Origin of the sequence: Marinitoga aeolica (assembly GCF_029910535.1) — a bacterium.
In the GTDB taxonomy this organism is placed as follows: domain Bacteria; phylum Thermotogota; class Thermotogae; order Petrotogales; family Petrotogaceae; genus Marinitoga; species Marinitoga aeolica.
The window spans coordinates 746,461-772,880 of sequence record NZ_CP069362.1; the positions used below are offsets into that span (position 1 = coordinate 746,461).

At 28.1% G+C, this 26,420-nt stretch carries 13 protein-coding genes; 6 read left to right on the forward strand and 7 right to left on the reverse strand.

Annotated elements, in window-relative coordinates; genetic code table 11:
• Window position 1: 1 nt before the first annotated feature.
• The 3 genes from codB to JRV97_RS03565 form a co-directional block, all read right to left on the reverse strand.
• A complete protein-coding gene (gene codB / locus JRV97_RS03555; protein ID WP_281000236.1) occupies window positions 2-1,321 on the reverse strand; it encodes a cytosine permease in 1,320 nt (439 codons plus the stop codon).
• 189 nt (window positions 1,322-1,510) lie between these two features.
• Complete coding sequence (locus JRV97_RS03560; RefSeq protein ID WP_281000238.1) at window positions 1,511-2,992, reverse strand: carboxypeptidase M32; 1,482 nt, start codon at window positions 2,990-2,992, stop codon at window positions 1,511-1,513.
• A gap of 12 nt (window positions 2,993-3,004) precedes the next feature.
• On the reverse strand, window positions 3,005-3,997 hold the full coding sequence (locus JRV97_RS03565; RefSeq protein WP_281000240.1) for a LacI family DNA-binding transcriptional regulator: 993 nt from the start codon (window positions 3,995-3,997) through the stop codon (window positions 3,005-3,007).
• Window positions 3,998-4,093: 96 nt separating this feature from the next.
• Here JRV97_RS03565 and glmM point away from each other — a divergent pair, with 96 nt between their 5' ends.
• The gene (glmM, locus tag JRV97_RS03570; RefSeq protein ID WP_281000242.1) at window positions 4,094-5,419 is read left to right on the forward strand and encodes a phosphoglucosamine mutase; all 1,326 of its coding nucleotides are present in this window, start codon (window positions 4,094-4,096) and stop codon (window positions 5,417-5,419) included.
• Between the two features lie 72 nt (window positions 5,420-5,491).
• On the opposite strand, the gene JRV97_RS03575 is transcribed toward glmM, so the two are convergent.
• Together JRV97_RS03575 and JRV97_RS03580 are read right to left on the reverse strand one after the other, a co-directional pair.
• A complete protein-coding gene (locus JRV97_RS03575) occupies window positions 5,492-5,851 on the reverse strand; it encodes a response regulator (RefSeq protein ID WP_281000245.1) in 360 nt (119 codons plus the stop codon).
• A complete protein-coding gene (locus JRV97_RS03580; RefSeq protein ID WP_281000247.1) occupies window positions 5,851-8,358 on the reverse strand; it encodes an ATP-binding protein in 2,508 nt (835 codons plus the stop codon). The genes JRV97_RS03575 and JRV97_RS03580 overlap by 1 nt, the downstream gene beginning before the upstream one ends.
• A 161-nt stretch (window positions 8,359-8,519) precedes the next feature.
• On the opposite strand from JRV97_RS03580, the gene JRV97_RS03585 reads away from it, so the two are divergent.
• From JRV97_RS03585 to JRV97_RS03600, 4 genes are all read left to right on the forward strand, one after another.
• Window positions 8,520-15,221 carry an Ig-like domain-containing protein gene (locus JRV97_RS03585; RefSeq protein WP_281000249.1) on the forward strand — a complete coding sequence of 2,234 codons (6,702 nt, stop codon included), beginning with the start codon at window positions 8,520-8,522 and terminating at the stop codon, window positions 15,219-15,221.
• A gap of 14 nt (window positions 15,222-15,235) precedes the next feature.
• Window positions 15,236-17,800 (forward strand): hypothetical protein, encoded by a 2,565-nt coding sequence (locus tag JRV97_RS03590; protein ID WP_281000251.1) that lies wholly within the window; start codon window positions 15,236-15,238, stop codon window positions 17,798-17,800.
• A 129-nt stretch (window positions 17,801-17,929) separates the two neighbouring features.
• A complete protein-coding gene (locus tag JRV97_RS03595) occupies window positions 17,930-21,445 on the forward strand; it encodes an autotransporter outer membrane beta-barrel domain-containing protein (RefSeq protein WP_281000253.1) in 3,516 nt (1,171 codons plus the stop codon).
• A gap of 2 nt (window positions 21,446-21,447) precedes the next feature.
• The gene (locus JRV97_RS03600; RefSeq protein ID WP_281000255.1) at window positions 21,448-22,689 is read left to right on the forward strand and encodes a hypothetical protein; all 1,242 of its coding nucleotides are present in this window, start codon (window positions 21,448-21,450) and stop codon (window positions 22,687-22,689) included.
• Window positions 22,690-22,703: 14 nt separating this feature from the next.
• Here the strand turns inward: JRV97_RS03600 and JRV97_RS03605 are convergent, their stop codons facing one another.
• The gene (locus JRV97_RS03605) at window positions 22,704-23,315 is read right to left on the reverse strand and encodes an NUDIX hydrolase (RefSeq protein WP_281000257.1); all 612 of its coding nucleotides are present in this window, start codon (window positions 23,313-23,315) and stop codon (window positions 22,704-22,706) included.
• 92 nt (window positions 23,316-23,407) lie between these two features.
• Window positions 23,408-24,685: a Glu/Leu/Phe/Val family dehydrogenase gene (locus tag JRV97_RS03610; protein WP_281000259.1), complete on the reverse strand. Its 1,278-nt coding sequence runs from the start codon at window positions 24,683-24,685 to the stop codon at window positions 23,408-23,410.
• Window positions 24,686-25,015: 330 nt separating this feature from the next.
• Here JRV97_RS03610 and ackA point away from each other — a divergent pair, with 330 nt between their 5' ends.
• The gene (gene ackA, locus JRV97_RS03615; protein ID WP_281000261.1) at window positions 25,016-26,236 is read left to right on the forward strand and encodes an acetate kinase; all 1,221 of its coding nucleotides are present in this window, start codon (window positions 25,016-25,018) and stop codon (window positions 26,234-26,236) included.
• Window positions 26,237-26,420 lie beyond the last annotated feature (184 nt).

A 26,420-nucleotide genomic window follows, 5' to 3' on the forward strand; every position in this document is an offset into this window, starting at 1 on the left:
ATTACTCCTCACCCTCTACTACATGATCATTATTTATTCTAAATAATTTAAAAAGTAAATCAAATATTACATAGAAAACAAAAGCTCCAATAATACCATTTAAAGGAGGAACCCCAGGACTATATTTAGCAATTAAAGCTCCAGCTACATATCCTAATATTCCAGCCCAATTGAACTTTTGAAATTTTATTTTTGTAATTTTAGGATATCTCATCTTATGTTTATAAAAGAAATCTGCCATAATAACTCCACCGATTGGAGGAATAAATGTTCCTAACAAAACAAGCCATGGAATTAACCAATTATACATTCCTAGTATAGCAAGAATTGTTCCTATTGCTGCTCCTCCAACAGTAAAATATCTTCTTTTTTCAGTTCTAAAAAAATTACATCCAGCTACAGAAAAATTATAAATAGTATTATCTTGAGTAGTCCAAATATTTAAAAACAACATTACAATTCCCCAAAATATAAGCCCTTGTTTTACTAAAACATTTACAATGTCTGGCTCTTGATAAACCAATCCACCATATGCCCCAGCAAAAATCATTAATCCATTACCAATAAAAAATGCTATAAGAGAACCAAAAATAGCTGAAAAAGCAGTTTTAGAAAACCTTGTCCAATTAGTTGACTGAGTTCCACCACTGACAAATGTTCCAAAAATTATAGTTATAGCTCCAGCTATTGTCATATTTTTTGTAGGTTCAATACCTAATATACCAGCTAACCCTCCAGCGTCTTTAGTAGCAATAGTCATGCTCCAAACTATCAATATAGTCATTAAAGGTACTGAAAATCTTGATAACCATTCCAATCCCCTATATCCAACATATGCAGTCCATGAAAATGCAAACCCAAAAACTATCATTAAAGGAATATTCCAACCTTGAGGTAAATTTAACAATTTTGTTAATAGTATTGCAATAGTAGCTGTTCCCCAAGCATACCAACCTATTTGTGTAAACCCTAAAACAAAATCTGGCCATTTGCTCCCCCAATCTCCAAAACTATATCTACCTAAAAGTACTGTGCTTAATCCTGTTTTATATGCTATATATCCCAAAACAGCTACATAAGCTCCTAATAAAAAATTACCCAGTGTTATTAATAATATTAAATCTGGCCAAAATTTAAAAGATACTCCCAAATTTCCACCTGCCCACATTGTGGCAGTGAAAAAAGTAAACCCTAATAGCACTACAGAAATTGACCAAAAACCTTTTCTTTCACTTTCCGGAACCTCAACTAAAGGAAAATCTTCTGTTCCTTCAACAGAAATTTCTTTTTGACTTTTTTTCAAGATTTCTTCATTTTCCATAATACCCCCCCTAACGTTAAATTTAGTCGAATATGTTACATTATAATTTAAATTAATTTAATAGATTCTATTTATTAACTTAAACTTAATATTGAGTATATATATTTATTTTTACTTTTTTGTTTCTATATAGTTACAAAAATAATAAGGCAACCTAATTAAATCTGGTTGCCTTATTACTGTTTTTTTTTATAATTCATATACTTTATTAAATTTATTTTCTATATATTCCATAAAATATTTTGGATTTAATAATTCTCCAGTTACCATTTTCACCAATTCTCCTGGCTCATACATTTTTCCTTTCGAATGAATTTTTTCTCTTAACCAATTTAATGCAGGTTCAAAATCACCTTTTTTTATTTTGTCATCTAATTCAGGAATATCTTCTCTCATTTTTTTATAAAATTGTGCCGAATAAAGATTACCTAACATATATGATGGAAAATATCCAAAAGATCCATGGGCCCAATGAACATCTTGTAGAACCCCTTCACTATCTTTTCCTGGAACTATACCTAAATAATCTTTCATTTTTTCATTCCAAACTTCTGGTAAATCTTCAACTTTTATTCTGTCATTAATTAATGCTTCTTCAATTTCAAATCTAAGCATAATATGTAAATTATATGTGACTTCATCAGCTTCTGTTCTTATAAAACTTCTTTCTACGAAATTTACTGCTTTAAAAATTTCTTCAGGTGTATAGTCTTTAAATTCTGGAAATACTTCAACTAAATCATTGTAAAAATATTCCCAGAATTCTAAACTTCTTCCAATTATATTTTCCCAAAATCTTGATTGACTTTCATGAATGGCCATTGAGGCCCCATCACCTATTGGTAATCCAGAAAATTCTTCTGGAATTCCCTGTTCATATAATGCATGGCCACCTTCATGAATCGTACTATACAATGAATCATTTAAGTCATTTTCATTATATCTTGTGGTAATTCTAACATCATTTGCGCCAATTGTGGTTGTAAAAGGATGCATAGCTACATCCATTCTTCCAGCATCAAAATCATATTTCATTAATTTTAATGCTCTTAACGATAATTCTTTTTGCTTTTCAATAGGAAAATATCTTTTCATAATAGAATTATCCGGTTTTTTACCTTCATCTAATTTATTCAAATATTGAATCAAAAATTTTCTCAATGGTTCTATTACTTTTTTTAATTCTGATGTTTTTAATCCTGGTTCATATAAATCCAATAAAGCGTCATATCTATTTTCATCATATCCAAGATAATCTGCCATTTTTTTTGTTAATTCAACAACTTTTTCTAAATGTGGTTGAAATATGGAAAAATCATTTTTTATTTTTGCTTCTTCCCATGCAGCTTGTGCTTTAGATGCTGAAATATTTATTTCTTTAAACAAATCTGGTGGAATTTTTTTAAATTTCTCATATTCTTTTTTCCCTACTCTTACTATCGCCTTATCAATTTCATTTAAACTTTCTTCTTCTGACTTCATCAATAATTCTCCAATTTCATCAGAAACAGCCATTTCAAAAGCTTTTCCAGAGATTTCACCTATAACTTCTGCTCTCTTTTCTGCTGCTTTTTTAGGCATATGTGTTTCAAAATCCCACTCTAATAAAGCTGCCGCTGTACCATATTTTGAAATTAAAAAATACTTTTCTTTTAACTTTTCAATATACATTAATTTACCCCCTTACGCTGATTGCCTAATCACTAATTTTGGTTCAATGAATTTTCTTACTTTTACATCATCCTTCATTAATTTAATTATATTTTTGATGCCAATTTTTGCCAGCTTATCTAGCGGTTGTTCAATTGTAGTCAAACGTGGTTTAAAATATGTTCCTATTTGAATGTTATCAAATCCTATTACTGATACGTCCTCAGGAATATTTAAAGACATTTCTTCAAGTGCTTCTATAGCACCTAAAGCCATTAAATCCGTTTGTGCAAATATTGCGTCAAGTTCTTTTAATAGCTTATAGTTCTTTTTTATTGCCTTTTTCGCAGATTCAAAAGTAACATCTATATCCAATATATATTCTTCTCCAATACCGGCTTCTTTTAATGCTTTCCTATATCCCTCTGTTCTTTCTTTAAATTCATAATTAATACTAAGACCCGATAAAGTTAAAATTTTTCTATGTCCTTTTTCAATTAAATATTTAGTTGCTAAATACCCTCCTTTCTTCTGATTTGTTCTGACATAATTTATTTTTGAAGTATTCATAAAATTTTCTGGTATGTAATGTAAAAATATATATGGAAAATTTTTCTCTAAAATAAACTCAACATCTTCTTTTGAAATAAATGGATTCATCAACAATAAACCATCAACGCTTCTACTTTGTATCATTTTTCTAATATATTTTTTTTCTATTTCATATTCAATTCTTACATGATATCCTTCCATTTGAGCTTCTCTGATTAATTTTCCCAATAAATTTGCAAAAAATATTTCTCCCCTCATATCATCAAAAAATTGAGGAATTATTACACCAATAGTATTTGTTTTTTTTCTATTTAGATTTCTCGCTGCTTCATTAAATTCAAAACCCAAATCTTCAGCAATTTTTTTTATTTTTTCTTTAGTTTTTTTAGAAATGTTTGGATAATCATTTAAACTTCTAGAAACTGTTGATGGGCTAACTCCTGCTATTTTAGCAATATCCTTTATTGTAACCATGTTATCAACCACCTCTATACTTTTGCAAACGGTTTATTTATGATATAATTAATAATACTACAACTTTTATTTTTTGTCAATTTACAATAGTCGGAGGTGGGTATTTTGAAAAGGTTATTTGGAACTGATGGTATTAGAGGATTGGTAAATGAAGAATTAACTGTGGATCTTGTATACAAAATAGGCAATGCTTTGGGAAGAATGTACAGTGGAAAATATAACAAACTATTAATTGCAAGAGATACAAGAAATTCTGGAGAAATGATGGAAGCTGCTTTAGCTTCTGGAGCTTTATCTGCAGGATTAAATGTTGAATTCTGTGGAGTAATTACAACTCCCGCATTAGCTTATTTAACAAAAAGTGAAAAAACTTTAGGAGTTATGATTTCTGCTTCTCATAACCCTGCTAATTACAACGGAATAAAAGTCTTAGCTGAAGGGTTTAAAATATCTGATGATGATGAAATAGATATAGAAAATCTAATACTGGAAAAAGAACCAGAATATGTCCCATACGGAGAAATTGGAAAAATGGCATCTTCACATTTAAAAGATAAATATATTGGATATATTGTTTCCGAATATGAATTAAATAATATCCCTTATAAAATAGCTGTCGATGTTGGTCATGGCTCAACAGGAGCTTTAATAGACAAAATATTTGGCGCATTTAATTTAAATTATGATGTATATTTCAACGAACCCGATGGTTTAAACATCAATGAAAAATGTGGGTCAACTCATCCAGAAGTTTTAGCTAATATAATAAAAAATGATGGTTATGATTTAGGTATATTATTTGATGGAGATGGTGATAGATGTTTATTTATCGATAAAAATGGAAATTTAATTGATGGCGATAAATTAATGGCTATTAATGCATTAAAATTAAAAAAGAAAAACAGACTTAATAATAATCTTGTAATTGCTACTATTATGAGTAATCTTGGATTAGAAAAATATCTTGAAAAAAATGGAATTCGGTTATGTAGAACCGCTGTAGGTGATAAATATGTTTTAGAAAAAATGCTATCTTCTGATGCTAGACTAGGCGGCGAACAATCTGGACATATTATTTTTCTAGATAAAGCAACCACTGGTGATGGAATAATTACAGGATTGGAAACTTTGGAAACTTTATTATATTTCAAACAAGATATTAATAGTTTAACAAAGGAAATTCCTGAATATCCACAATTATTAAAAAATATTGCTGTAAAAAATAAAAAATCTGTTATGGAAAATAAAAAATTGAAAAAAACTATCGAAGAATATTCCGCGCTTCCAAATTTTAGATTAGTTGTAAGACCTTCGGGAACAGAACATAAAATTAGGGTTATGGCAGAAGGCGAAGATAAAAAATTAGTCTATAATGTGGTTAATGAATTGTATGAAATGATTGAAGAAATAGACAGATATTAATATTAAACACCAGTCGCTTTTAACGACTGGTTTTATCTTAAATACTTAATTTTATTAAGCCATTAAGTAATTTTACTTATTTAATACTTTAATTATTGATTTTATAACTTTTTCAGAATCAAATGGTTTAACAATATAGTATGAAGCGCCTTTTTCCACCGCTTCCAAAACACGCATTTTATGCCCAAGAGCTGTTACCATAATAATTTTAGCTGAGGAATCATATTTTAATATTTCTGTCAAAGCCTTTATTCCATCCATAATCGGCATAGAAATATCCATCGTTACTAAATCAGGATTTGTTTTTTTATACATTTCTATTGCTTCTTTTCCATCTGAAGCTTCATATATCTCAAAATCCAAAGGCTCTAATATCAACTTTAATTGATTTCTGATAAATGGTGCATCATCTACTATAAGAATTTTAGGCATTATATCACTTCCGGAATGATAATATGAAATTTAGTTCCTTTATTATATTCACTTGTCACTCTTATTATTCCTCCTAACTTTTCTACTTCTTTTTTGACAATACTCAATCCCATTCCTCTACCTGAAAGCTGTGTGGCTTCTTTAGATGTTGTTATATAATCTAAAAATATAATATTCAACAGATCTTCTTCAGAATTATACTCAATATTTTTTATTTTTGCAATCTGTTTTAATTTTTCCACATCAATCCCCTGTCCATCATCCTCAATCATTATATTTATTTTACTTTTTTCCTTGTATATTTCTACTCTAATATTTCCACCTTCATTTTTTTCATTTGCTATTCTTACTTCTGGAATCTCTATACCATGAACAATAATGTTTCTAAAAATATTAATCAGCGATTTTACAAAATCAAAATATTTTTCAGGATCAATTGATATTTCTTCTCTCGAAATAATTTTAGGATCATTTATTACCTTACCAAGTTTTTTGGCTAATTCTTTTGAATACGAAATATATGGATATAATAATTTTTTTAGGCTTTTATATCTTAATTTCTTTATTTCTTTTATTAGTTCACTATTTTCGTTCAATACCTGTTTCATTTTAAACTCTAATTCATATATTTTCGACTTCGGTATTCTTAATATATCTTCTTCTATTTCATGCCCTAATTCTTCTTTTAATTCATGTATCTCTTTTTCAAAAATATTATATAATCCAATAATATCGTCTTCATTTAAATTATTTACTAAAATCTTATTTTCTATGTTATGTAAAGCATTTGATATTTTATTTAAATGGAATTGAGAAAATATTCCTTTAAAATTATGAACATTTCTATATAGTTCATTTTCATCTTCATTTAATATATTTTTTAATTCATCAAGCATTTTTTTAAAGCTTTTTATATTGTAAACAAATGCTTCATAATTTCTTACTATAGTTACTATTTTCTCTAAATTCTCTTTTTCTTCATTAACTTTAATTCTCAATTCTTTTTCAGAGGTTATATCTTTTAAAATAACCATAACAACGTCTTCATGATCTATATATTTATAATCAACCTTATAATAACCATAATTTATTTTAATTTCAGAAGGTAAAAAAGAGATATAAACTTCTTTTTTTATTTTTTCTTTTTCATTAAATAAATCATTCAAAACTCTTTTTATAAAGTCCTTATCATAATTTAAAAACATTAAATCAAGAATATTTGTTCCTTCAATATTTTTTCCAAATATCTTATTACATTCTTTACTATATTCGTTTCCAACTATCAGATTTTTATCAAAGCTTAAAAATCCTTCTCCTGAATTATCCAATAAAACTCTTATATCTTTAGTTCGCTTTGAGACCTCTTTTTCAAGCTCTTTATTCCAATTTTCTAATATTTTATTTTTCACCGATAATTCCAAATTTAATTCTTTGATATTTCTCAAAATCAAGAAAATCATCGAATTAATCAAAATAAATATAGACCATTGTATTAATGGTCTTTCCCATTTTATTACTCTAAAATCTCCTAAAATTTCATATATTGCAAATGCTGATACTATTATTATTGCAACTGATAATATATAAGCTTTGTGATCTTTCAATTTAAATCCAATATATAAATTATATAGCATCACTACTATATCTATCAGTAAAGAAAAATATAGCCCTAACACATAAATTACATAATAATTATATTCATACCCATTCATTACTTGTATACCTGAAACAATAGCAAAATATATAATATGATATATTATCAACCATTTTATTACTTTTTTTGTTGAATAATCAAACACATTATAAAAAAACCCCATTATTCCAATAGGCGAAATATACTTACCCAAATCCATCACATATGACCAGAAAACATTATTCGGAAAAAAATATTTAAAAGTTTGAGTTTGACCTGATATAAATAAACCAATTCCCAAAGAAAAAATACTCAAAAACAAAAATGATTTCCTAACTTCCGAATTTCTTTGATGTAGTAAGAAAAATAAATATATAATTAAAGAGATTGTTAATACAAAAAAACTAAATATAACTAATAATATTTTATCCAGTTCCACTATTATCTGATGAGTTAATAATTCCATTTCATTTCCCAACAAAAACTCTCCAAAAAATCCAACGTCTTTTCTACTTGAAGAAACTCTAATAATTAAATATTTATTTTGAAAATCATTCGGTATTTTAAAAATACTTTTTGGACTAAAAAAACTTTTACCAAAAGTATTATATATTTCTATATCTCCTACATACATACTTGAATTATCAAATATCCCTGTTAAATACACAGCAGGGTTTTCTAATTTTATATCCGGAAGTTTGTGGCGTAAATATAACATTTCACCTTTATTTTCCAGAGGAATACCTGGCGTCTCATATTTATGCCACGTTGTTTCATCTTCCCATTTATATTCCCAACCATCATATAGTTTTATATAAGACAAAGCCATTATTGAAATAATAATATAAAATACAAAAAACATTATTTTTTTCATCATATCACCTCATCAAAATTATACCATATTTCTGTACTTTTTATGATTTATATGTTATAATTAAAATGAATACATAAATTAAATTATTATTAACTATTGAACAAAAATAATTTTACAAAAGTCATAATAATATCTTTTTAAAAATCACAGGGGGTGTAAAAATGGAGAATTTCAAAAAGTATTTTTCTTTATTCATGATTTTAATGATTTTTATTGTTTCGTTTGCTACGGTTAAAAATGTAACCATAAGAACTAAAAATATTGACACATGGGATTTTAATGTTTCTACTGATTATGCAATAATAACACCAGGTATTATATTAAACGGAGATTTATTTAGTGCTACAGTAAAAAACGATACCAATCCCGCTACTATTTTCGCAGATATCACGTTAAGTGTTTTAAGTGGTGAGTGGGAAGGAGATTATTTAATTGTCAGATTTGGACCTATTAATCTTAAATCAGGAGAAACATTTATTTTAAAGAATACTGAAGTCCTGGACTATCTTGATAAAGTATCTTTAAAAGAAAATAATATGACACATATTTCTGATTTAAAAGATACTTCTGATTTTCTTAATTTAGAACTTGCAGAAGGAAAATACTCATTAAATATCAAAATCATAGAATTAGAGAATAATGAAGAGGTTGAAAAAGGTTCTAAAACATCTAATATTGCAATAATAAAACCTGACCCAATTGAATTTATAAAATTACCTGAAGGAGATACTCTTTATCCAACTATTAAATGGAGCTTAAGTCGCGTCCCATGGTATTCAGAAACTAAAAGTATATTGGAAATTGAAGAAAATGGGAAAAAGATATTTTCTAGAACATTTAAACATAATAAACCTGATCAAAACGTTCTTGATTTAGATATAAAAGGTTATCCTACAGGGAATAACATTGAGGATGGTGTATTTACTTATAATATTACAGGAGAAGATAATGATCCAGTCTTTAAACGTGGTAAAACCTATACATTTAGAGTTATAATGAAAGATTCTGGAAACAATGAAATATCAAAAACACTTGATGAAAATGTTACCTTCAACATTTCATATCCAGATATGGTTTTTCCAGTTGGTGAAATAGATAATATTAAACCTATTTTCGAATGGTCCTTTGAATATGATTCAGAAGTTGCTTACTATCTATTAAAAATAGATGGTGTTGGAAATTATAAGGTATATGGTTCTCAAAGTTTTGAATTACCTAAAACTTTAGAATGGGGAAAAAGTTATAAATGGAAAGTTATTCCTTATTATGAAGATAATACGCCTTTCTTTGATGATTCTGAAATAGATTGGGTAGAATTTTCAACACCACAAAATAATCCTCCTGAAGTTTCTATATTAAGTCCGTCTGATGGTGACTATTTATTATATAATGAGGAATACACATTTGAAGGAGAGGCTATTGATAATGATCCTGAAGATGAAATAACAAAAACATGGTGGGAAATAGATGGCAAAACATATGAGGGTAATTCAATTACATTTATCCCTAAAAAAAGATATATGGATAATCCATTAAAAATTAAATTTTTTGCCAAAGATAAATATGATCACATTTCTCAAACAGAAATAAATGTTTTTGTTAAACAGCCGAAATTAAAAATTACCTCTCCTGCAAATAATTCCAAATTTGCTGCAGGAGAAAGTGTTGAGTTTAAAGCTATTTCACAGGATTTAGATGAAGATATTATATGGTATGATAATGGTAATGAAATTGGAAATGGTAATTCATTTGAATATGCTTTTGATGAAACAGGAGAACATTCAATAGAAGCTATTTCCGGCGATTATTCAGACTCTATTACGATTTTTATAGAAGCATTACCTGTATTAAAATCTGAAGAAACTGAATTCGAAACATATATAAATGAATCTATATCATTAACCGTTGATTATGAGAATTTAAACCCAGATGAAATCCAATGGGTTTTAAATGGAAGAACAATTGGTAATGGATCTGCTTTAGAATTTGCATCTGATCAACCTGGTGAATATACTGTTATTGCAAAATACAAAGATTTATCTGTAGAATTTCATATTAAAGTAAAGGCCATTCCTCAAGTACGTATTATAGCACCTTTAGAAAATGCAAAAATAAAAGCTGGTGAAGAAATTACTCTTAAATCGGAAGCTAAAAATATAGAAGAAGATATTATATGGTATTTAGATGACGTAGAAATTGGAAGAGGAAAAGAGATTAAATTTACATTTTCTAATGAACTTGAAGGAACACACATATTAAAGGTTGAATCAGGCATCGCTTCAAATGAAATAACAATTGAAATTTATGTGGAAAGATCTGTAACAATAACTGATCCAGAAAGCAGATTGCTTGTTATTGATATTAACAAAACATATTCATTTAAAGCTAAAAAGGAAAATATAGAAGAAGAAATTCAATGGTTTATAAATGATGAAGTTGTTGGAAGCGGAGATACATTCGAATATACATTCACAAATAGCGGTGAGTATATAGTTAAGGCTGTAGCTGGTGGATTTTCTGATGAAGTTACTGTAAAAGTTGTAGGAGAAAAATATTTAATTATAAAAAGTCCGCTTGATGGTGCAAAATTTGAAGTAGGTGAAAATATAAAATTTAGTGTAGACGCCAAAAATTTAATAGAAGATATTATATGGTATGCTAACGGGGAAGAAATAGGTAAAGGAAATACCATAGAATATGCTTTTAATGAATCTGGAAGTTATGAAATCACAGCTAAGAGTGGTGATTTAGAAAATTCTATAACTATAGAAATACTATTACCTGAAAATATCAAAATCGTTTCTCCTGATGATGGAGCAGAATTCTTTGTTGGAAAAGAAATTGAATTTAATGCTGAAGGCGAAAATTTAAGAAGTAACATTCAATGGTTTGTAAATGGTGTATTAATTGGAAGTGGTGAATCAATTACCTATACCTTTAACACTGCAGGAAATTATGAAATAAAGGCTAAAACAGAAACAGTGGAATCAATAATCAAAATAAAAATTCTGGAATCACAAACATTAAAAATCATTTCCCCTAAAAATGACGATATATACAAATTAGGTGAAACAATTAAATTAAGGGCTAATACTAAATATGAAACAACGATAGAATGGTATGCTAATGGGGAATATTTAGGCGAAGGTAATGAATTTAATTTTACTCCAGAAGAATCTGGAAAATATGAAATAAAAGCTATCGCCGATAATATTGAAAAAACAGTTGAAATATATGTATATAAACCTATAGGAAATCTAACAATTAATGGTCTTGAAAAAGATATCTTCTTTGATGATGAAACAATAGAATTAAATGCCGTATATGACTATGATGAAACAATTGGTATTAAAGAAAGAAAGTGGATCCTTGATGGAAAGAATATTTCTGATACAGATAATATAACTCTTTCAGAACTTAAACCAGGTTTACATGTTGTACAATTTAAAATTTGGGATAATATGAATAATCACGCAGAATCAAAAGTAACAATTAATGTTGTAGAAAGATTAGAAATTGAAATTCTTTCGCCTGAAGAGGATGCTCATTTTAATTTAAATGATTCAATAAGATTAAAAGTCGGATTGAAAAAGGGTAAATGGAATCAAATAAAAGAAATTAATTGGTATTTCAATGACAATAAAATTGCTAATGGAAGGGATGCTCTCGTTTCAAATGTTGGCGAAGGTGATATTATAATTAGAGTTGAAGTCATTGACATTCTTGATGAAGTATATACTAAAGAAATCAATATCAATATCTCTGATAAACCAGTACTTGAAATATTAGAACCAAAAAATAATTCAACATTTAAATACGGTGATGAAATAAAAGCTGTAGGTACTGTATATATTACAACATTAGAAGGAAGAAAAAAACTTGATACAAATGATATTACCTGGTATGTAGATGGTGATGAGATTGAAAATGGTGGTGTCGTATTTATTGAAAATTTAAAACCAGGTGAACACACAATTCAGGCAGAATATAAAGATTTAACATCCGAAATAAATATAAAAATTTTAGAGCCAGCTAAGGCAGAAATATTAGAGCCTGATGAGCTTGCTTTCAATCCCGGAGATAAGCTAACAATAAAGGGTAAAGGTGATGGAATTTTAACCTGGTATCTAAATGAAAACGAAATTGGAAATGGAAGTATTTTAAATTTAGATACTCAAAATATAACTTCAAAATCCAAATTAACTCTAAAAGCCATATTTAATGATATTGAAAGTGAATACTCCATAACATTATTACCAAATTCCAAACCTGTAATAAATTGGGAATCTCCAGATAACGAAGAAAAATTTGTTTCAAATGCAAATATTCCTATCAATGTAAAAGTAGAAGATAAAGAAGATGGATTATTATCATATGAATTATATATTGATGGAAAAAAACTTGGTGAAAATATTGATTCAATATTTGCCGGAACATTAAAAGCAGGTCCTCATACTTTAAAAATTATTTCAAAAGATAAACTTGGTGTTGAAGTTAGCGAAGCAAGAAAAATTATTATTAATCAAAAACCTAATCCAACTATAATTTCTCCACAAAATGGTCAGGAAATAACCGCCGGAATGACACTTACACTTGAAGCTATCGTACAAGATGATGATCAGATAAATGAAGATAAAATCATATGGATGATTGATGGCGAACAAATTGGTAGCGGCCTAAAAATAGGGTATACAAAAATATTATCAACAGGAGAACATTTTATAGATTTATATGTTGAAGATTCAATGGGAGAATACGTACAATTATCTTCAGATATAATAGTTGTTGAAAAACCTAATATACGAATTACTCAACCTATAGACGGCTCAGTAATAAACATTGGAAATACACTTGTATTACAAGCTGAAGCCTTCAAAGGCCCTAACCTCCCATATGAAGATGATAAAGTGACCTGGAAAATAGATGGAGTAATTACTGGAACAGGTAAAAGATTAGAAGTAAACACAAACTCTTTAATTTCAGGCGAACATGCAATTACAGCTATGGTAGAAAATGTTTCCGATACTGTTAGAATAATGATAAATACTCCTCCAAACATAGATATCACACAACCCTTGGACGGAAGCATATTAAGCACAAAAGATCTTATTATATTTAATTCCTCAATAAGTGATTTAGAAAATAATGTAAAACCAGAAAATATTAAATGGATTATTAACGGGGAAGAAAAAGGCTCAGGTATTTCCTATAATGCTGGAAACCTTGGTGTCGGTGACTATAGAGTTACAGCAAAAATTACTGATGATAATGGATTATCAAATGAAAAAACTATTTCTATAAAGGTCATATCACCTTTAAAAACAGACATAACATCACCTGAAAATAATTCAGGCTTCTCACAAACTGATATTATTAACTTAAGCGCAAATATTTCTGGTGGATTAGAACCGTATAATATAACCTGGACAATAAAACAACCAAATACTCCAGATAAAACATTAAATGGAAATAATTTGACTTTAAACGCATTTGACTTAAATCCAGGGAAAGCTTTAATTACCTTTGAAGTTAAAGATTCTTTAGGTAATGTATATACTGAAACTCGTGAAATTACCATTTTTGAAAAAATAAAAGTTAAAATAGTAAAACCAGAAAATGGCCAGGTATTTGTAAAAGGTCAGGAAAATATAAATGCCGTAGCACAATTATTTAATGAAAAAGGGAAAAATGCAACTGTTGAATGGTTACTTAATGATCAAAAAGTCGGTGAAGGAAATGTTTTAAATCTTGATACAAAAGATATGCCAAATGGAAATTATATATTAAAAGTTATTGTCAAATCAAAAAAGGAAGAAGATAGCGATTCAATAAATATAGCTATTAGGGAAAAGTTGAAAGTTAAAATAATATCCATATATGATACTGTTAAATCTGAAAATGAAATTGAATTAAAAGCCTTTGCACTTGACCCATTAGATGGGGAAATTGAAAATATAGAGTGGAATTCCAACCTGCAAGGAACTCTAGGTACTGGAAAAGAAATAAAAATTAAATTAATTCCTGGAAGTCATATAATAACTGCTACTGCAAAAAATTCAAAAGGCAAAACAGCTAAAGATTCTATAAATATTTTAAGTATTGGCGAAACGAAAATGTCTATTGAATCTCCAAATGATGGTGATATATTTACGGGTTCTGTAGAAATACCATTTAAAGCTAAAGTAATGGATGCTGATGGTTCTGAAATATCTCCAGAAAACATTATCTGGATTTCAAGTATCGACGGACAAATAGGAAATGGTACTGAAATAAATAAAAAATTAAGTGCGGGAAAACATGAAATAACATTAAGTGCTATGAGTAAATATAATGGATCTATTACAAAGAAAATATCCATACAGGTATTAGAAGAAGCAAAAGTAGAACAAAAATTAGTAATAGATGTTGAAGATGGCCTTTTAGTAATACAAAATCAGCCAGTTGAATTAAGTGCATATAAAATAGGTGTAGAAGGAGATATAGTATGGACATCAGATATCGATGGAGAATTGGGTACCGGTGATACAATAGAAGCTATCCTTTCAACACCTGGAGAACATGAAATAACTGCCAGTGTTGGAGATATATCAAAATCTGTAAAAGTTAAAGTAATTCCATATAAAGAAAAGAGGGAGGTTATAGCAGTTGTCATCGGGTTGAAAGGGGTTGCCTCAACTAAATATAAAGACAATACAAATGATTTAAAAATATTATCCCCTCTATATAATGGCGACACTTTAATAATTTATAATGAGACAGAAATAAAATTAGCGTTCAAAGATGGATCACAAAAAACTTATACAATAAATACAAATGAAGGTACTAGGTTTGAAGACAGAAGAGAAATTACATTTAATGAGTGAAGGGGGGATAAAAAATGAAAAACAAAATATTAATAATAATTTTTATATTGATAATTTCAATGATAGCATTTTCTCAGGAAGTACTATATAAAAAACAGGTATATGAAGGGCAAAACGTAAAAATAGCTGTAAATTTTAAATCTGGTCAAACATTTAGTGAGGCAAAATTATTCTTTAAAGTATATGATGAAAGAAAATTCAATATATTAAAACTAAGAGTTTTCCAAAGTTCTGCAGAAGCTGTCATTCCGGCAGCTCTGCTTACTACAACAAAATATAGCTTTTATATCCAATTAATAGACGATAAAGGAGTAGTTCAAAGATTTCCAGAAGGTTTTGGTAATTATTATCAATTCGAAGTGTTACCTGATACTTTAAGTCCTAAAATCAAATTTATATCTCCTTTAAATGGACAAAATTTCTTTGATAATGAATTAATACCAATTGCTATATTATTGGATGAAAATGAAACAGGCATAGATCCTAATAGTATTGTTTTTAAAATAAACGATAAACCTATAGAAAATTTTAACCTCGAAGGGAATTTATTGACATATAAACTCACTAATGCTCCTTTCGGAGAATACAACATATTTGTTAAAGTAGCAGATAAAAAGGGAAATACTTCTAAACCAGTTGAAATAAAAGTAACAATGAAAGAAAAAGGACCAACATTAGTAGAGTTTACCTTTAATAAAAGTTATGAATTAGCTTCTGAATTTAAATTTGAAAGTAAAATTTCAACATCAAATGAACTCGTAGAAAAAAATATTCTGGATTCTTTAGATATGAACTTTTCTCAAAATATCGATTTAGGTGCAAATCTCAGATTCTGGATATTTAATTTCGGATTCAGAACTACATTTTCTCAGGAAAGCACAGATATAACTCAATTATTTAAAGATTTTACGGGTCAACTTAATTATGATGTAAAAGATGCTATGAGGCTATTAAATCCAATGAACATGGATGATTATTCCAATTATGAAAAAACCAGAGATATAGATGTAACAAATAATTTAAACGCTTATTTGGATTTAGCATTTTTTAAATATCAATTTTTTGATAACCAAATTAATTTCAATCCATTAACTGTAAATAATTATAATGTCAGAGGTCATTACGCAAAATTAGATCTTTATCTGGCCAATGCAGAAGTTGCTGTAGGAAATAGTGATGTTGGTGTATTTGAAACATCATATCCTCGTTATTTTGCTGGTGTTAAACTTGGAACAAATTTATTCGAATTATTGAAGGCTAACATCGATGTTTCTGTAATTTCAGATTATCAAGGAACACAGGATAATAGATATATAAAATCACTTTTCAACCTTCCTGATACTGTTACACCAAAACAAAATATCTTAATTGGTGCAAATACGGCATTAAATTTATGGTTAATTAAAGTTAATGCAAATCTTGGAGTAGATATATATATTGATGATTCTTCAAATATTATAAGTGTTACAGATATGGCATCAAGTATTGCAGATATGGCTGGGGATCCAACAATAAAGGATACTGTTGAAAGTTATGTAACTCAAATAGAAGATATATTCCCAAAAACATTTGATTATTTCCCAATATCTAATGGTATATTATCAGCTGTTACAGATAAATACCTTTTAGGAACAGCCTTTTCTTTAAATAGTGAAGTACCAATATTAGGTCTAAATTTATATTATTTGAAAGCAGATAAAAATTATAAATCACTTGGTGTTTCCGCGCCATCAAATGTTATGAAATATGGAGCAAAGTTTAAAAAGAAATTATGGATTCTTGATTTAAAAGGAGAATATGAACTTAAGAAAGATAATACATCTTTAATTGGCCTTGATGAAGTATTGGGAATAGCACTTGGATCTTTAGATACCACAAAATTGATTGATAAAATTAATCCTATAAATGATATACTTGGTATTGAAAGCGCTCCCGCTTCATCAACAAAGGATGATCTAAGAAATATTACTGAAAAATATAAATTAAGCGCAGGACTAAAATTGGGTATATTAGGAACATTAGGAGGAGAATATTCTGTTGAACATCAAACAAATAATGCTAAATTTTTAATTGATAATAGTTCAACAACAACTATTACACCAGATGATAAAAAAGACAAAACGATTACTGTATATTCTGCTTCATTAAAGAATTTAGGATTTAAATTAGAGAACTTTTCATTAAAATTATCCTTCGATGCGGGTTTAAAAAATGTAGAAGATAATATTGATAATAGCAATAATGGTGTTTTATTAACTTACGGCGCAAAAGCAAATATGACATTAGGTCCTATAGGAATAAATGGAGCCTATAAACAAAAACAGGAAGAAGACACTACTACGGTAGAAATGAGTGGTGGACTAAAAACAAAACTTTTCCAGATTAACTATTCAAACATAAAGAAAAATGATAATAATACCAATGATCTATTATCTGATACCAATAAAATAAACACTAAAGTTAATTTCAACATCAGTATTATATCAATGCAAGTAGGTGCTCAATTACAATTACCTGATATATATTCTGAACAAGAAGGAAAGGTTAATGCATACATGAAATTTGCCGTTTCATTTTAAATAATATTATTTTCCCCATTGATTAAATTCAATGGGGATTTTTATTATTAGTTTTTTCTATAAAAATATGATATAATTACATTATTAATATGAAATTAATTATATATAAATTAACTAAGGGGTGATCTTATGAAAAAAGCGATTATTATTGGTATTGCTATTTTATTATTATTATCATTGTCATCGTGTGTAAAAAGTATAAAAGTAAAAACAAAACCAAAGATAGGGGTTCCAGTTGCAGCTACAACAGTAGCTTTAAATAATTTTGTTAATATTGAAGATAGTATAAAAAGTGCATTACCTGATGCAAAAGTTGAAAGTGTAAATGGTATTCAAACAATTAAATATGCAACAGGATTAAATTTGGATTTAAGTCAATCATTTGAAAAAATTGATGCTTTTAGTACTTCGGTAAGTCAAAATATTTCTGTCCCAGATATAGGAAATATTGATCCTGTTACAGTAGACGTTCCAAATATTAATGATATTCCAGCAATTACAGTAGATGTTCCTTCATTTGATTTTAATCCGCAAAATATTACAGTAAATGTCCCTCAGATTGATCCTGCTCCTGTTTCTCCTAATATTACAATAGGGGAATTAGATGTTGCTTCAGCTGGAGTAGATTTACCAGCAGTTGATCTTTCTATACCTGTTGCTGGAGATACTGGTGATGGTTCAATAACTTCTACGACATTAAACGCTAATGATTCATTTTCAACTCTCACATTTTCAACAGGTTCTTTAACTTTAGATGTTGTAAATAATGATGATACAGCTACAGTAAAAGTGGATGGAATTATTGAAAATGCTAATAATGGCAATTTAGTAAGTAATGTTTTAACTCTTAATCCTAATTCAACTGGGACTTTAACTTTTGATCTAACAAATAAAAGCATTTCTGATGGGGCTACTATAACTTTGAGAGCCACTATAACAAATACATCCTCAACAAGGATAGGGACTTATTCATTACAGGCTAACAATTTGCAATTCTCAAATGGAACAAAAATTAAAGCAGCTGAAGGGATTACATTTAATACATCAAAAAGTATAACTGAAACTATAGATCCAAATATGGGAAGTACGGAGTTTTCGACAGTTACAATTGATGGAACTTTTAACGTAAATATACAATTACCATCAGAATGGACAAATGTAAAAACAGAATTTGAAGCTACAGTCACATATAATTTTGGAAGTGAAAATATTGTTCTCGTTAATGATACTTTTAATTCTTCTAAAGATTTAACTTTTAATGGAAAAGAATTACCACCAAATGGAAGTTTTGAATTTACAATAGACTCAACATTTACAAATAATGATGGGTCTAAAGCAAATATAGATTTTACAAAATCCCCAACAATAACAGTTACACCAGATATAAAAATTATGAAAATAGATGGTGTGGGTATAAATAATACACAAAATATGAATCTACCTGATAACATAAAACATGTAATTTTAAGTGGTGGAAAGATTTCAATTGATATTACAGATACTAATGTTAGTTCTATAGTTGCTAATTTCACATATTTTGATGGAACAGAAGATAAAACAAAAGAATTTGCAGTTGAGAATAATAAAGCAGTTTTAGATATGGATGGTATTAAATTAACAGGTGAAAATACAAAAGATGCAACAATTATGGTAAAAAATATATCATTAGATTTTGGAAATAATGGTTTAAGTAATTCTGAGTTAAGTGCAAATGTAGTTTTAGACGAGCCAAGTATAAAAGAGGTTAAATTAAGTCTTACAACTAAACAAAAAATAGACATTCCTGATGAGATAGAAGAAGTTAAATTTATGTCAGGTAGTTTAACTTCAGGTTTAAGTAATGGAAGTATTTCAAGTGTTGCAGGTAATTTAGAAACAGGATACGAAGATATATCATTAACTACAGATAATGGAACTTTAACTGTAAATTTGGCTAATAAATTATTATCAGGAACAAAAGATGCAACATTAAATATCAGTGAAATGCTGATAGATTTTTCATCTAATCCATTGAGTTTTGGAAATCAATTATCTGTTTCATCTTCTTTAAATGATTTAAAAATATCAGAGGCTACTATAACTACAAATTTAAGTCAATCAATAAATATTCCAAATACTATAAAAAAAGTTATTTTTGGTTCTGGAAGTATAGAAGTTAATGTTGACAATGTTCAATTCACAAGTTTTGATGGCACATTAACCTATGAATCTACAGATACATCATTTGCAGTTTCTCCAGAAGGTAGCGCTGTTATAGATTTAACAAATCTTCAATTAGGTTTTCCTTCTGCAGAAGTAACCATAGATAAAATAGGATTAAAATCTACAAATGGAATAAGTTTAGGAAGTTCTTTAAATGCAAATATAAACTTAGTTAATCCAAAGATAAAATATGCAGAAATATCTCCAGATAGCGATTTAAAGGTAACAAATTCTCAAGTAGTCGAATTTCCACCAGAAGCAAAAGACTTTTTAAATTCTGTTACTTTTACAGGGACATCTAATATAAGAATTGAATGGAATAATGAATTACCTGTCGTAGTAAATGTTAATTTAAGTGTTCCAGAATTAACTATCAATGAATCTTTCCCAATGAGTGGAGAAAATTATCATGAAGTCGCCTTAGCAAATAAAACAATTGACTTAGATACTCCAATGCACTTTGATTTTGAGGCATCTCCAGCAAATTATGATGATACGAATAACATTCTAAAAATAGATATATCAGATCCTAATAATTATCTTTCATTAGGTAGTGAATACACGTTGGCAGCAACAATTTCTCTTGATTATGAATTAGATGCATCAATAAAACCATTTAGTCAGGAGATTATACCTCAAAGCGACCCGTTAAATTTTGAAATACCTATTTCAGATGATACTACATTAACATTAAATGATATAGAAATTAATGGTTTTATTGCTAAAATAGTCGGAACAATACCTTCAGGATTAGTTAACTCAAATAATAAAATAACATTATATGCAACATACACTATGAATAATACAGAAAAATCCACAAATGTAGAAATACTTCTTGACAATGAACATATTGAAAAAGATATATCAGAATTTTTGAAAGAAATTTTAAAAGGTAAAGATGTATATATGTCAATGAAATCAAATAATATAACAGCATCATTAAACGACTTAAGTAATTTTATATTTGACTTTAAAATTGATTTGACCATACCTCTCAGCTTTGATCTTACAAAAAATGAAAATCTAAATATTATGAACATTAAAGGTGAAGCGGATATATTAGGCAGGGAACCTGGTTCAAATGAAACAGATTTACCTATTGATTTAGTTATAGGTGAAGAGGGTAAATTGATTTTACATCTGAATTATAATAACACAAGCGGTTTAAAACCAGGATTAAAAATTACAGGAAGAAATTCATCTAATCCAACATTATATGAAAGAGATATAATCCTTCAAGATGGAAAACATGATGTAAATATAATATTTGATAAATCTGATATAGACAAAATAATGAATAATAATCCATATTATCTTGATTTTGATGCATATATTCCTGCAAATACAAATCAATCGTTTAGAACAAATGGTCAAATAAGTATAAATGCATGGGTTGAAGTAGTAACAGATGTGAATGTAGATCTTTTAGGGAGAGGTGAATAATTATGAAAAAAATAATTATATCTATGTTAATTCTTTTATCCATTATTTCATTTGCAAATCCTAATGTTAATAAACCATGGAATTATTCATTTAATCCAGCTTTAATGGATTACGGAACAAGAAATTTTATTGATATAGGCGGGGATGTTAATTTAGTTTTTATTCAACCATTTATGAATTTTGGTGATCTATTTAAAGAAAGTGTAGAAATAGATTTCAATAAAATATATGATAATTTAGATGGTAATAACTTAAAAATGCTCTTAAATGCAGATATTATGGCATATGGTAAATTACATATATGGTTTGCAACTTTTGCACAAACAGCCGAAATAAAAACGAATACTAAAATAGAGTTGCCTAATGATTTAATCAAATTAATATCATATGGTAATATAAATAATGGTCTAATAGAAAATTTAGAAGGTGAAGGAGTAATAAATTCTAACATTATCTTTGAGAGTAGTAGCTATATTTCATTACAAGGAAAAAACTCAATTTTTGGATTAGCTTTTACAAATTTTTATCCTATAAGTTTATTAAGAAGTACAATAAGTTTTAAAAATACAAACGATATGGAAAATGCAAAAATGAATATAGGTTATGAAATAAAAGGTCATATGTATAGTTCTTTAAAATCTTTAGAATCATTAATATCTGACGAGTATTACGGTGTTCCAATAGAAGAAGATATATTAAATACTTTAAAAGATAGCGCTGGAATAAAAGTTAATTTAGGTTATATAAATAAAAATGGCAAATGGGGATTATCATTAAATGATATAGTACTAAAACAAGCTGATGTTAAATATGATTACACATTAACTGCAACGGGATCTATAGTAGTTGATAATATGAATGTTACTACAGACAATGGAACACCTGTTATAGAGAAATCTGATGAATTAATAAGTAGAACATATCCTGAAGCATCAGTAGATTTGCCAATGAATATTACTTTCTTTAAAACGTTTAATATATTATTTAATCCCACACCTCATATTCAATATTTCTTTGGAAAGGGATTATCCTGGGGTGTAAATTTTGACGGAAATCTATTATTTATTCCATTCTGGTTGGATTTAAGTAATAAAATTGATTATTGGTCATTAAATACAGGTTTTGGTTTGAATTTACATATTGTGGATATAAATGTTTCAGCTGAAAGTAATTCCATAGATTTTGGAGATGTCTTTAAATTTAACAATTTCTCATTTAAAATTAATTTTGCAGCTGGAATTTAAACGACAAATCCGCCTCAAAGGCGGATTTGTTTTATAAAATCATATATAATTCTTGCGGTTAATCCCCAAATAATTTTATTTTCATATATATAAAAATAAGTTTTGTAATATCCTTTTCTCCAATTATAATTTTTCCCATTAGGAATTAAATGATATGGATAATTTTCAGGTATTTCCATCTTTACATTTACTTTATATTTTAAAGGTTCATTATTTATGAAAAATGATAAAGGAACAGTGAAAATACTTTCAACTTCGTCCTTATTTATACTAACTTTTTTAAAATCAAAGTCATTAATATATATTAAAAAAGGATAAATCACAAAATTAAATGGGGTAGGAAAATAATCTAATTCTGCAATCTTTTCCACAACTTTATATTCAATGCCAACTTCCTCATTTAATTCTCTCAATCCTGCTAAGTAATGATTTTCACCATCTTCAATTGCTCCACCAGGAAAACTAACTTCTCCTGGTTGACTTAAATTTTGAGATCTTATTTCAAATAAAATATGTATATCATTATTTATTTTTACTAATGGAACAACAACAGAAAACTCTTTATAATCAGAAACAAGACGAGAGGTTTTATTAAAAAAATTTTTTTTAATAAATTCTATATTCACATTATCACCTATCATATAAAATTTCTATAATTATTATAACATAAAATAAAGGGTAGGACTTATGCCCTACCCTTATTAATTAAAAGTTATGATCATGGATAAATTCCTCTTAATTTTGTAGCTGTAGCAACTCTTTCGATAGCGATTATATAAGCAGCTGATCTCATATCTGTGTTATATTTTTCCATTGTTCTAATTGTTGACCAGAATGCATCTTTCATTTTTCTGTGTAATGCGTTTCTAACATCTTCTAATTCCCAGAAGTAATATTGTAATCCTTGTACCCATTCAAAGTATGATACAGTAACTCCACCTGAATTTGCAAGGAAATCTGGAACTATCAAAATGCCTTTTTCATTTAAAATTTCGTCTGCTTCAGGAGTAATAGGCCCGTTAGCTCCTTCAACGATTAATTTAGCCCTTACATCTTTTGCATTTTTTTCTGTAATAACATTTTCAATAGCTGCAGGAATTAAGATATCAACATCTAAAGTTAATAATTCATCATTTGTAATGTGTTTGAAGTTACCATCTTTGTAATCAATTAATCTTGCCTTTCTTGCTGAAATGTAATCCATAATATCTCTAATTTCATCTGGTGTAAATCCATCTTCCTTATAAACACCTGTTGAACTATCACTAAATGCTACAACTTTCATTCCTAATTCTTCTGCTGTTAATAATGCAGCATAAGAACCAACATTACCAAAACCGTGAATAGCAACTGTTAACTGATTATTTGGTTTATTAATCTTTCCTTTATCTCTTAAATAGTTTGTTGCTTCTTCAACACAAACTCTAACTCCTCTACCTGTTGCTTCAGTTCTTCCTTTAGAACCTCCAATATCTAATGGTTTTCCAGTTACTATACCGAGAACTGAGTGTCCAACATTCATTGAATATGTATCCATGTACCATGCCATTATTTGTGGATTTGTATTTACATCTGGTGCAGGAATATCTCTGTCTTCACCTATAATAACTTGAATTTCAGAGAAAAATCTTCTTGATAATCTTTCTAATTCTCCATCTGATAATTCTTTAGGATCTACAGTAACTCCACCTTTACCTCCACCATATGGGATATCAGCAACTGCAGATTTCCATGTCATCCAGAAAGCTAATGCTCTAACTTCATCAAGTGTAACATTTGGATGGTATCTGATTCCACCCTTAGCAGGTCCTCTAGCAATATTATGTTGAACTCTGTGTCCTGTAAATACTCTAATTGATCCATCATCCATTTTTACTGGAAAATTAACTGTTAATTCTCTTTTTGGCTTTGATAATACAGCCTGTAAATTTGGGTCTAAATCCATTACTTTACATGCTTTGTCAAATTGTCTCAATGCATTTTCGAATAAGCTCATATCAGCACCCTCCTCAAATAAAATAGCTTCATTTTAATTTTAAAATTTTTTACCAAATAAAACAACCTTGGTATCGGTAACTTCTGGGCATATATTAGTATTTATTTTAGATTAAGCATAAAAATCTCTCTGGATTATATAATATGAAAAATTTTTCACGAAAATTTTTTCTTATCATCAGTGATTTTTTTAACTTAAAATTTCATAAAAATTGAAGAAAATATCAAATTATTGATTTTGAATTAATATAAACAAAAATAACTTGTTTTGTAATTTAAAAATTTATTTGATATAATGAAAGTGACAAAAATTCCAAAAGGAGGAATAAAAATGAAAGTACTTGTTATTAACTCTGGTAGCTCTTCTATTAAGTATCAATTATTAGACATGACATCTGAAAAAGTATTATCAAAAGGTTTAGTAGAAAGAATCGGAATTAACGGTTCAAGAATTGTTCATAGAGTAAACGGAGAAAAACATATTTTAGATCATGAAATTCCGGATCATGAAATAGGTTTAAAACTCGTGTTGGATTTATTAACAGATGAAAAATATGGAGTATTAAAAAATTTAAGTGAAATAGAAGCCGTAGGGCATAGAGTTGTTCATGGTGGTGAAAGATTCGCTTCTTCAGTTAAAATAACTGATGAAGTTTTAAAAACTATTGAAACATTATCTTTCTTAGCTCCTTTGCATAATCCTGCAAATATTATGGGAATCAAATCTGCAATGAAATTGTTACCGGGTGTTCCTCAAGTTGGTGTCTTTGATACAGCCTTTCATCAAAAAATGCCTCCAAAAGCTTATTTATATGCTATTCCATATGAATATTATGAAAAATATAAAATTAGAAGATATGGTTTCCATGGAACAAGTCACAGATATGTATCAAAAAGAGCTGCTGAAATTTTAGGTAAACCTTATGATCAATTAAAAATAATTACTGTACATGTAGGTAACGGCGCTTCTATTGCTGCAGTAAAAAACGGTGTTTCAGTTGATACATCTATGGGTTTCACTCCATTAGAAGGGTTAGTAATGGGAACAAGAAGTGGAGATATTGATCCAGCTATAGTTGAATTTTTAGAAAAAGAAGAAGGTTTATCCGCAAAAGAAGTAGTTAATATTTTAAATAAAAAAAGTGGTGTGTTAGGATTAACTAAAGGATTTAGCAGTGATATGAGAGATATTGAAGATAATGCTATTGAAGGAGATCCTGTATGTAGATTAGCTTTTGATATATACGAATATAGAATTGCAAAATATATTGGAGCATATGCAGCTGCTATGAATGGTGTTGATGCAATAGTATTTACAGCAGGTGTTGGAGAAAATTCACCTATAATGAGAGAAGAAATTATTGAAAATTATCTTGGGTACTTAGGAATTTCTGTAGATAAAGAAGCTAATAAAGTTAGAGGAGAAGAAAAAATAATATCAACTCCTGATTCAAAGGTAACTGCAATGGTTGTTCCTACAAATGAAGAATTGATGATTGCAAGAGATACTAAAGAAATCATTGAAAAAGGATTAGATGAACTAAAATTATAATTATAATATATAAGGGAAGGCTTTTTGCCTTCCTTTTTTGTTTTTAGACAAAGTATAAAATAAAAAATATTGAATTTTTTATTAAATGTATTTATCTTTGTGAAGCATAATTTTGATAAATTTTGTATTTATCTTTGCGAAGCAAATGTTTAGGTGTATAATTAAAATGATAATAAAATCCCTC

Bases quoted from the DNA above. Each gene is read 5' to 3' on its own strand.
- JRV97_RS03600 (WP_281000255.1), top strand. From the start codon at position 21,448: ATGAAAAAAATAATTATATCTATGTTAATTCTTTTATCCATTATTTCA.
- JRV97_RS03590 (WP_281000251.1), top strand. From the start codon at position 15,236: ATGAAAAACAAAATATTAATAATAATTTTTATATTGATAATTTCAATG.
- JRV97_RS03575 (WP_281000245.1), bottom strand. From the start codon at position 5,851: ATGCCTAAAATTCTTATAGTAGATGATGCACCATTTATCAGAAATCAA.
- JRV97_RS03560 (WP_281000238.1), bottom strand. From the start codon at position 2,992: ATGTATATTGAAAAGTTAAAAGAAAAGTATTTTTTAATTTCAAAATAT.
- ackA (WP_281000261.1), top strand. From the start codon at position 25,016: ATGAAAGTACTTGTTATTAACTCTGGTAGCTCTTCTATTAAGTATCAA.
- JRV97_RS03580 (WP_281000247.1), bottom strand. From the start codon at position 8,358: ATGAAAAAAATAATGTTTTTTGTATTTTATATTATTATTTCAATAATG.
- JRV97_RS03610 (WP_281000259.1), bottom strand. From the start codon at position 24,685: ATGAGCTTATTCGAAAATGCATTGAGACAATTTGACAAAGCATGTAAA.
- codB (WP_281000236.1), bottom strand. From the start codon at position 1,321: ATGGAAAATGAAGAAATCTTGAAAAAAAGTCAAAAAGAAATTTCTGTT.
- JRV97_RS03585 (WP_281000249.1), top strand. From the start codon at position 8,520: ATGGAGAATTTCAAAAAGTATTTTTCTTTATTCATGATTTTAATGATT.
- JRV97_RS03595 (WP_281000253.1), top strand. From the start codon at position 17,930: ATGAAAAAAGCGATTATTATTGGTATTGCTATTTTATTATTATTATCA.
- JRV97_RS03565 (WP_281000240.1), bottom strand. From the start codon at position 3,997: ATGGTTACAATAAAGGATATTGCTAAAATAGCAGGAGTTAGCCCATCA.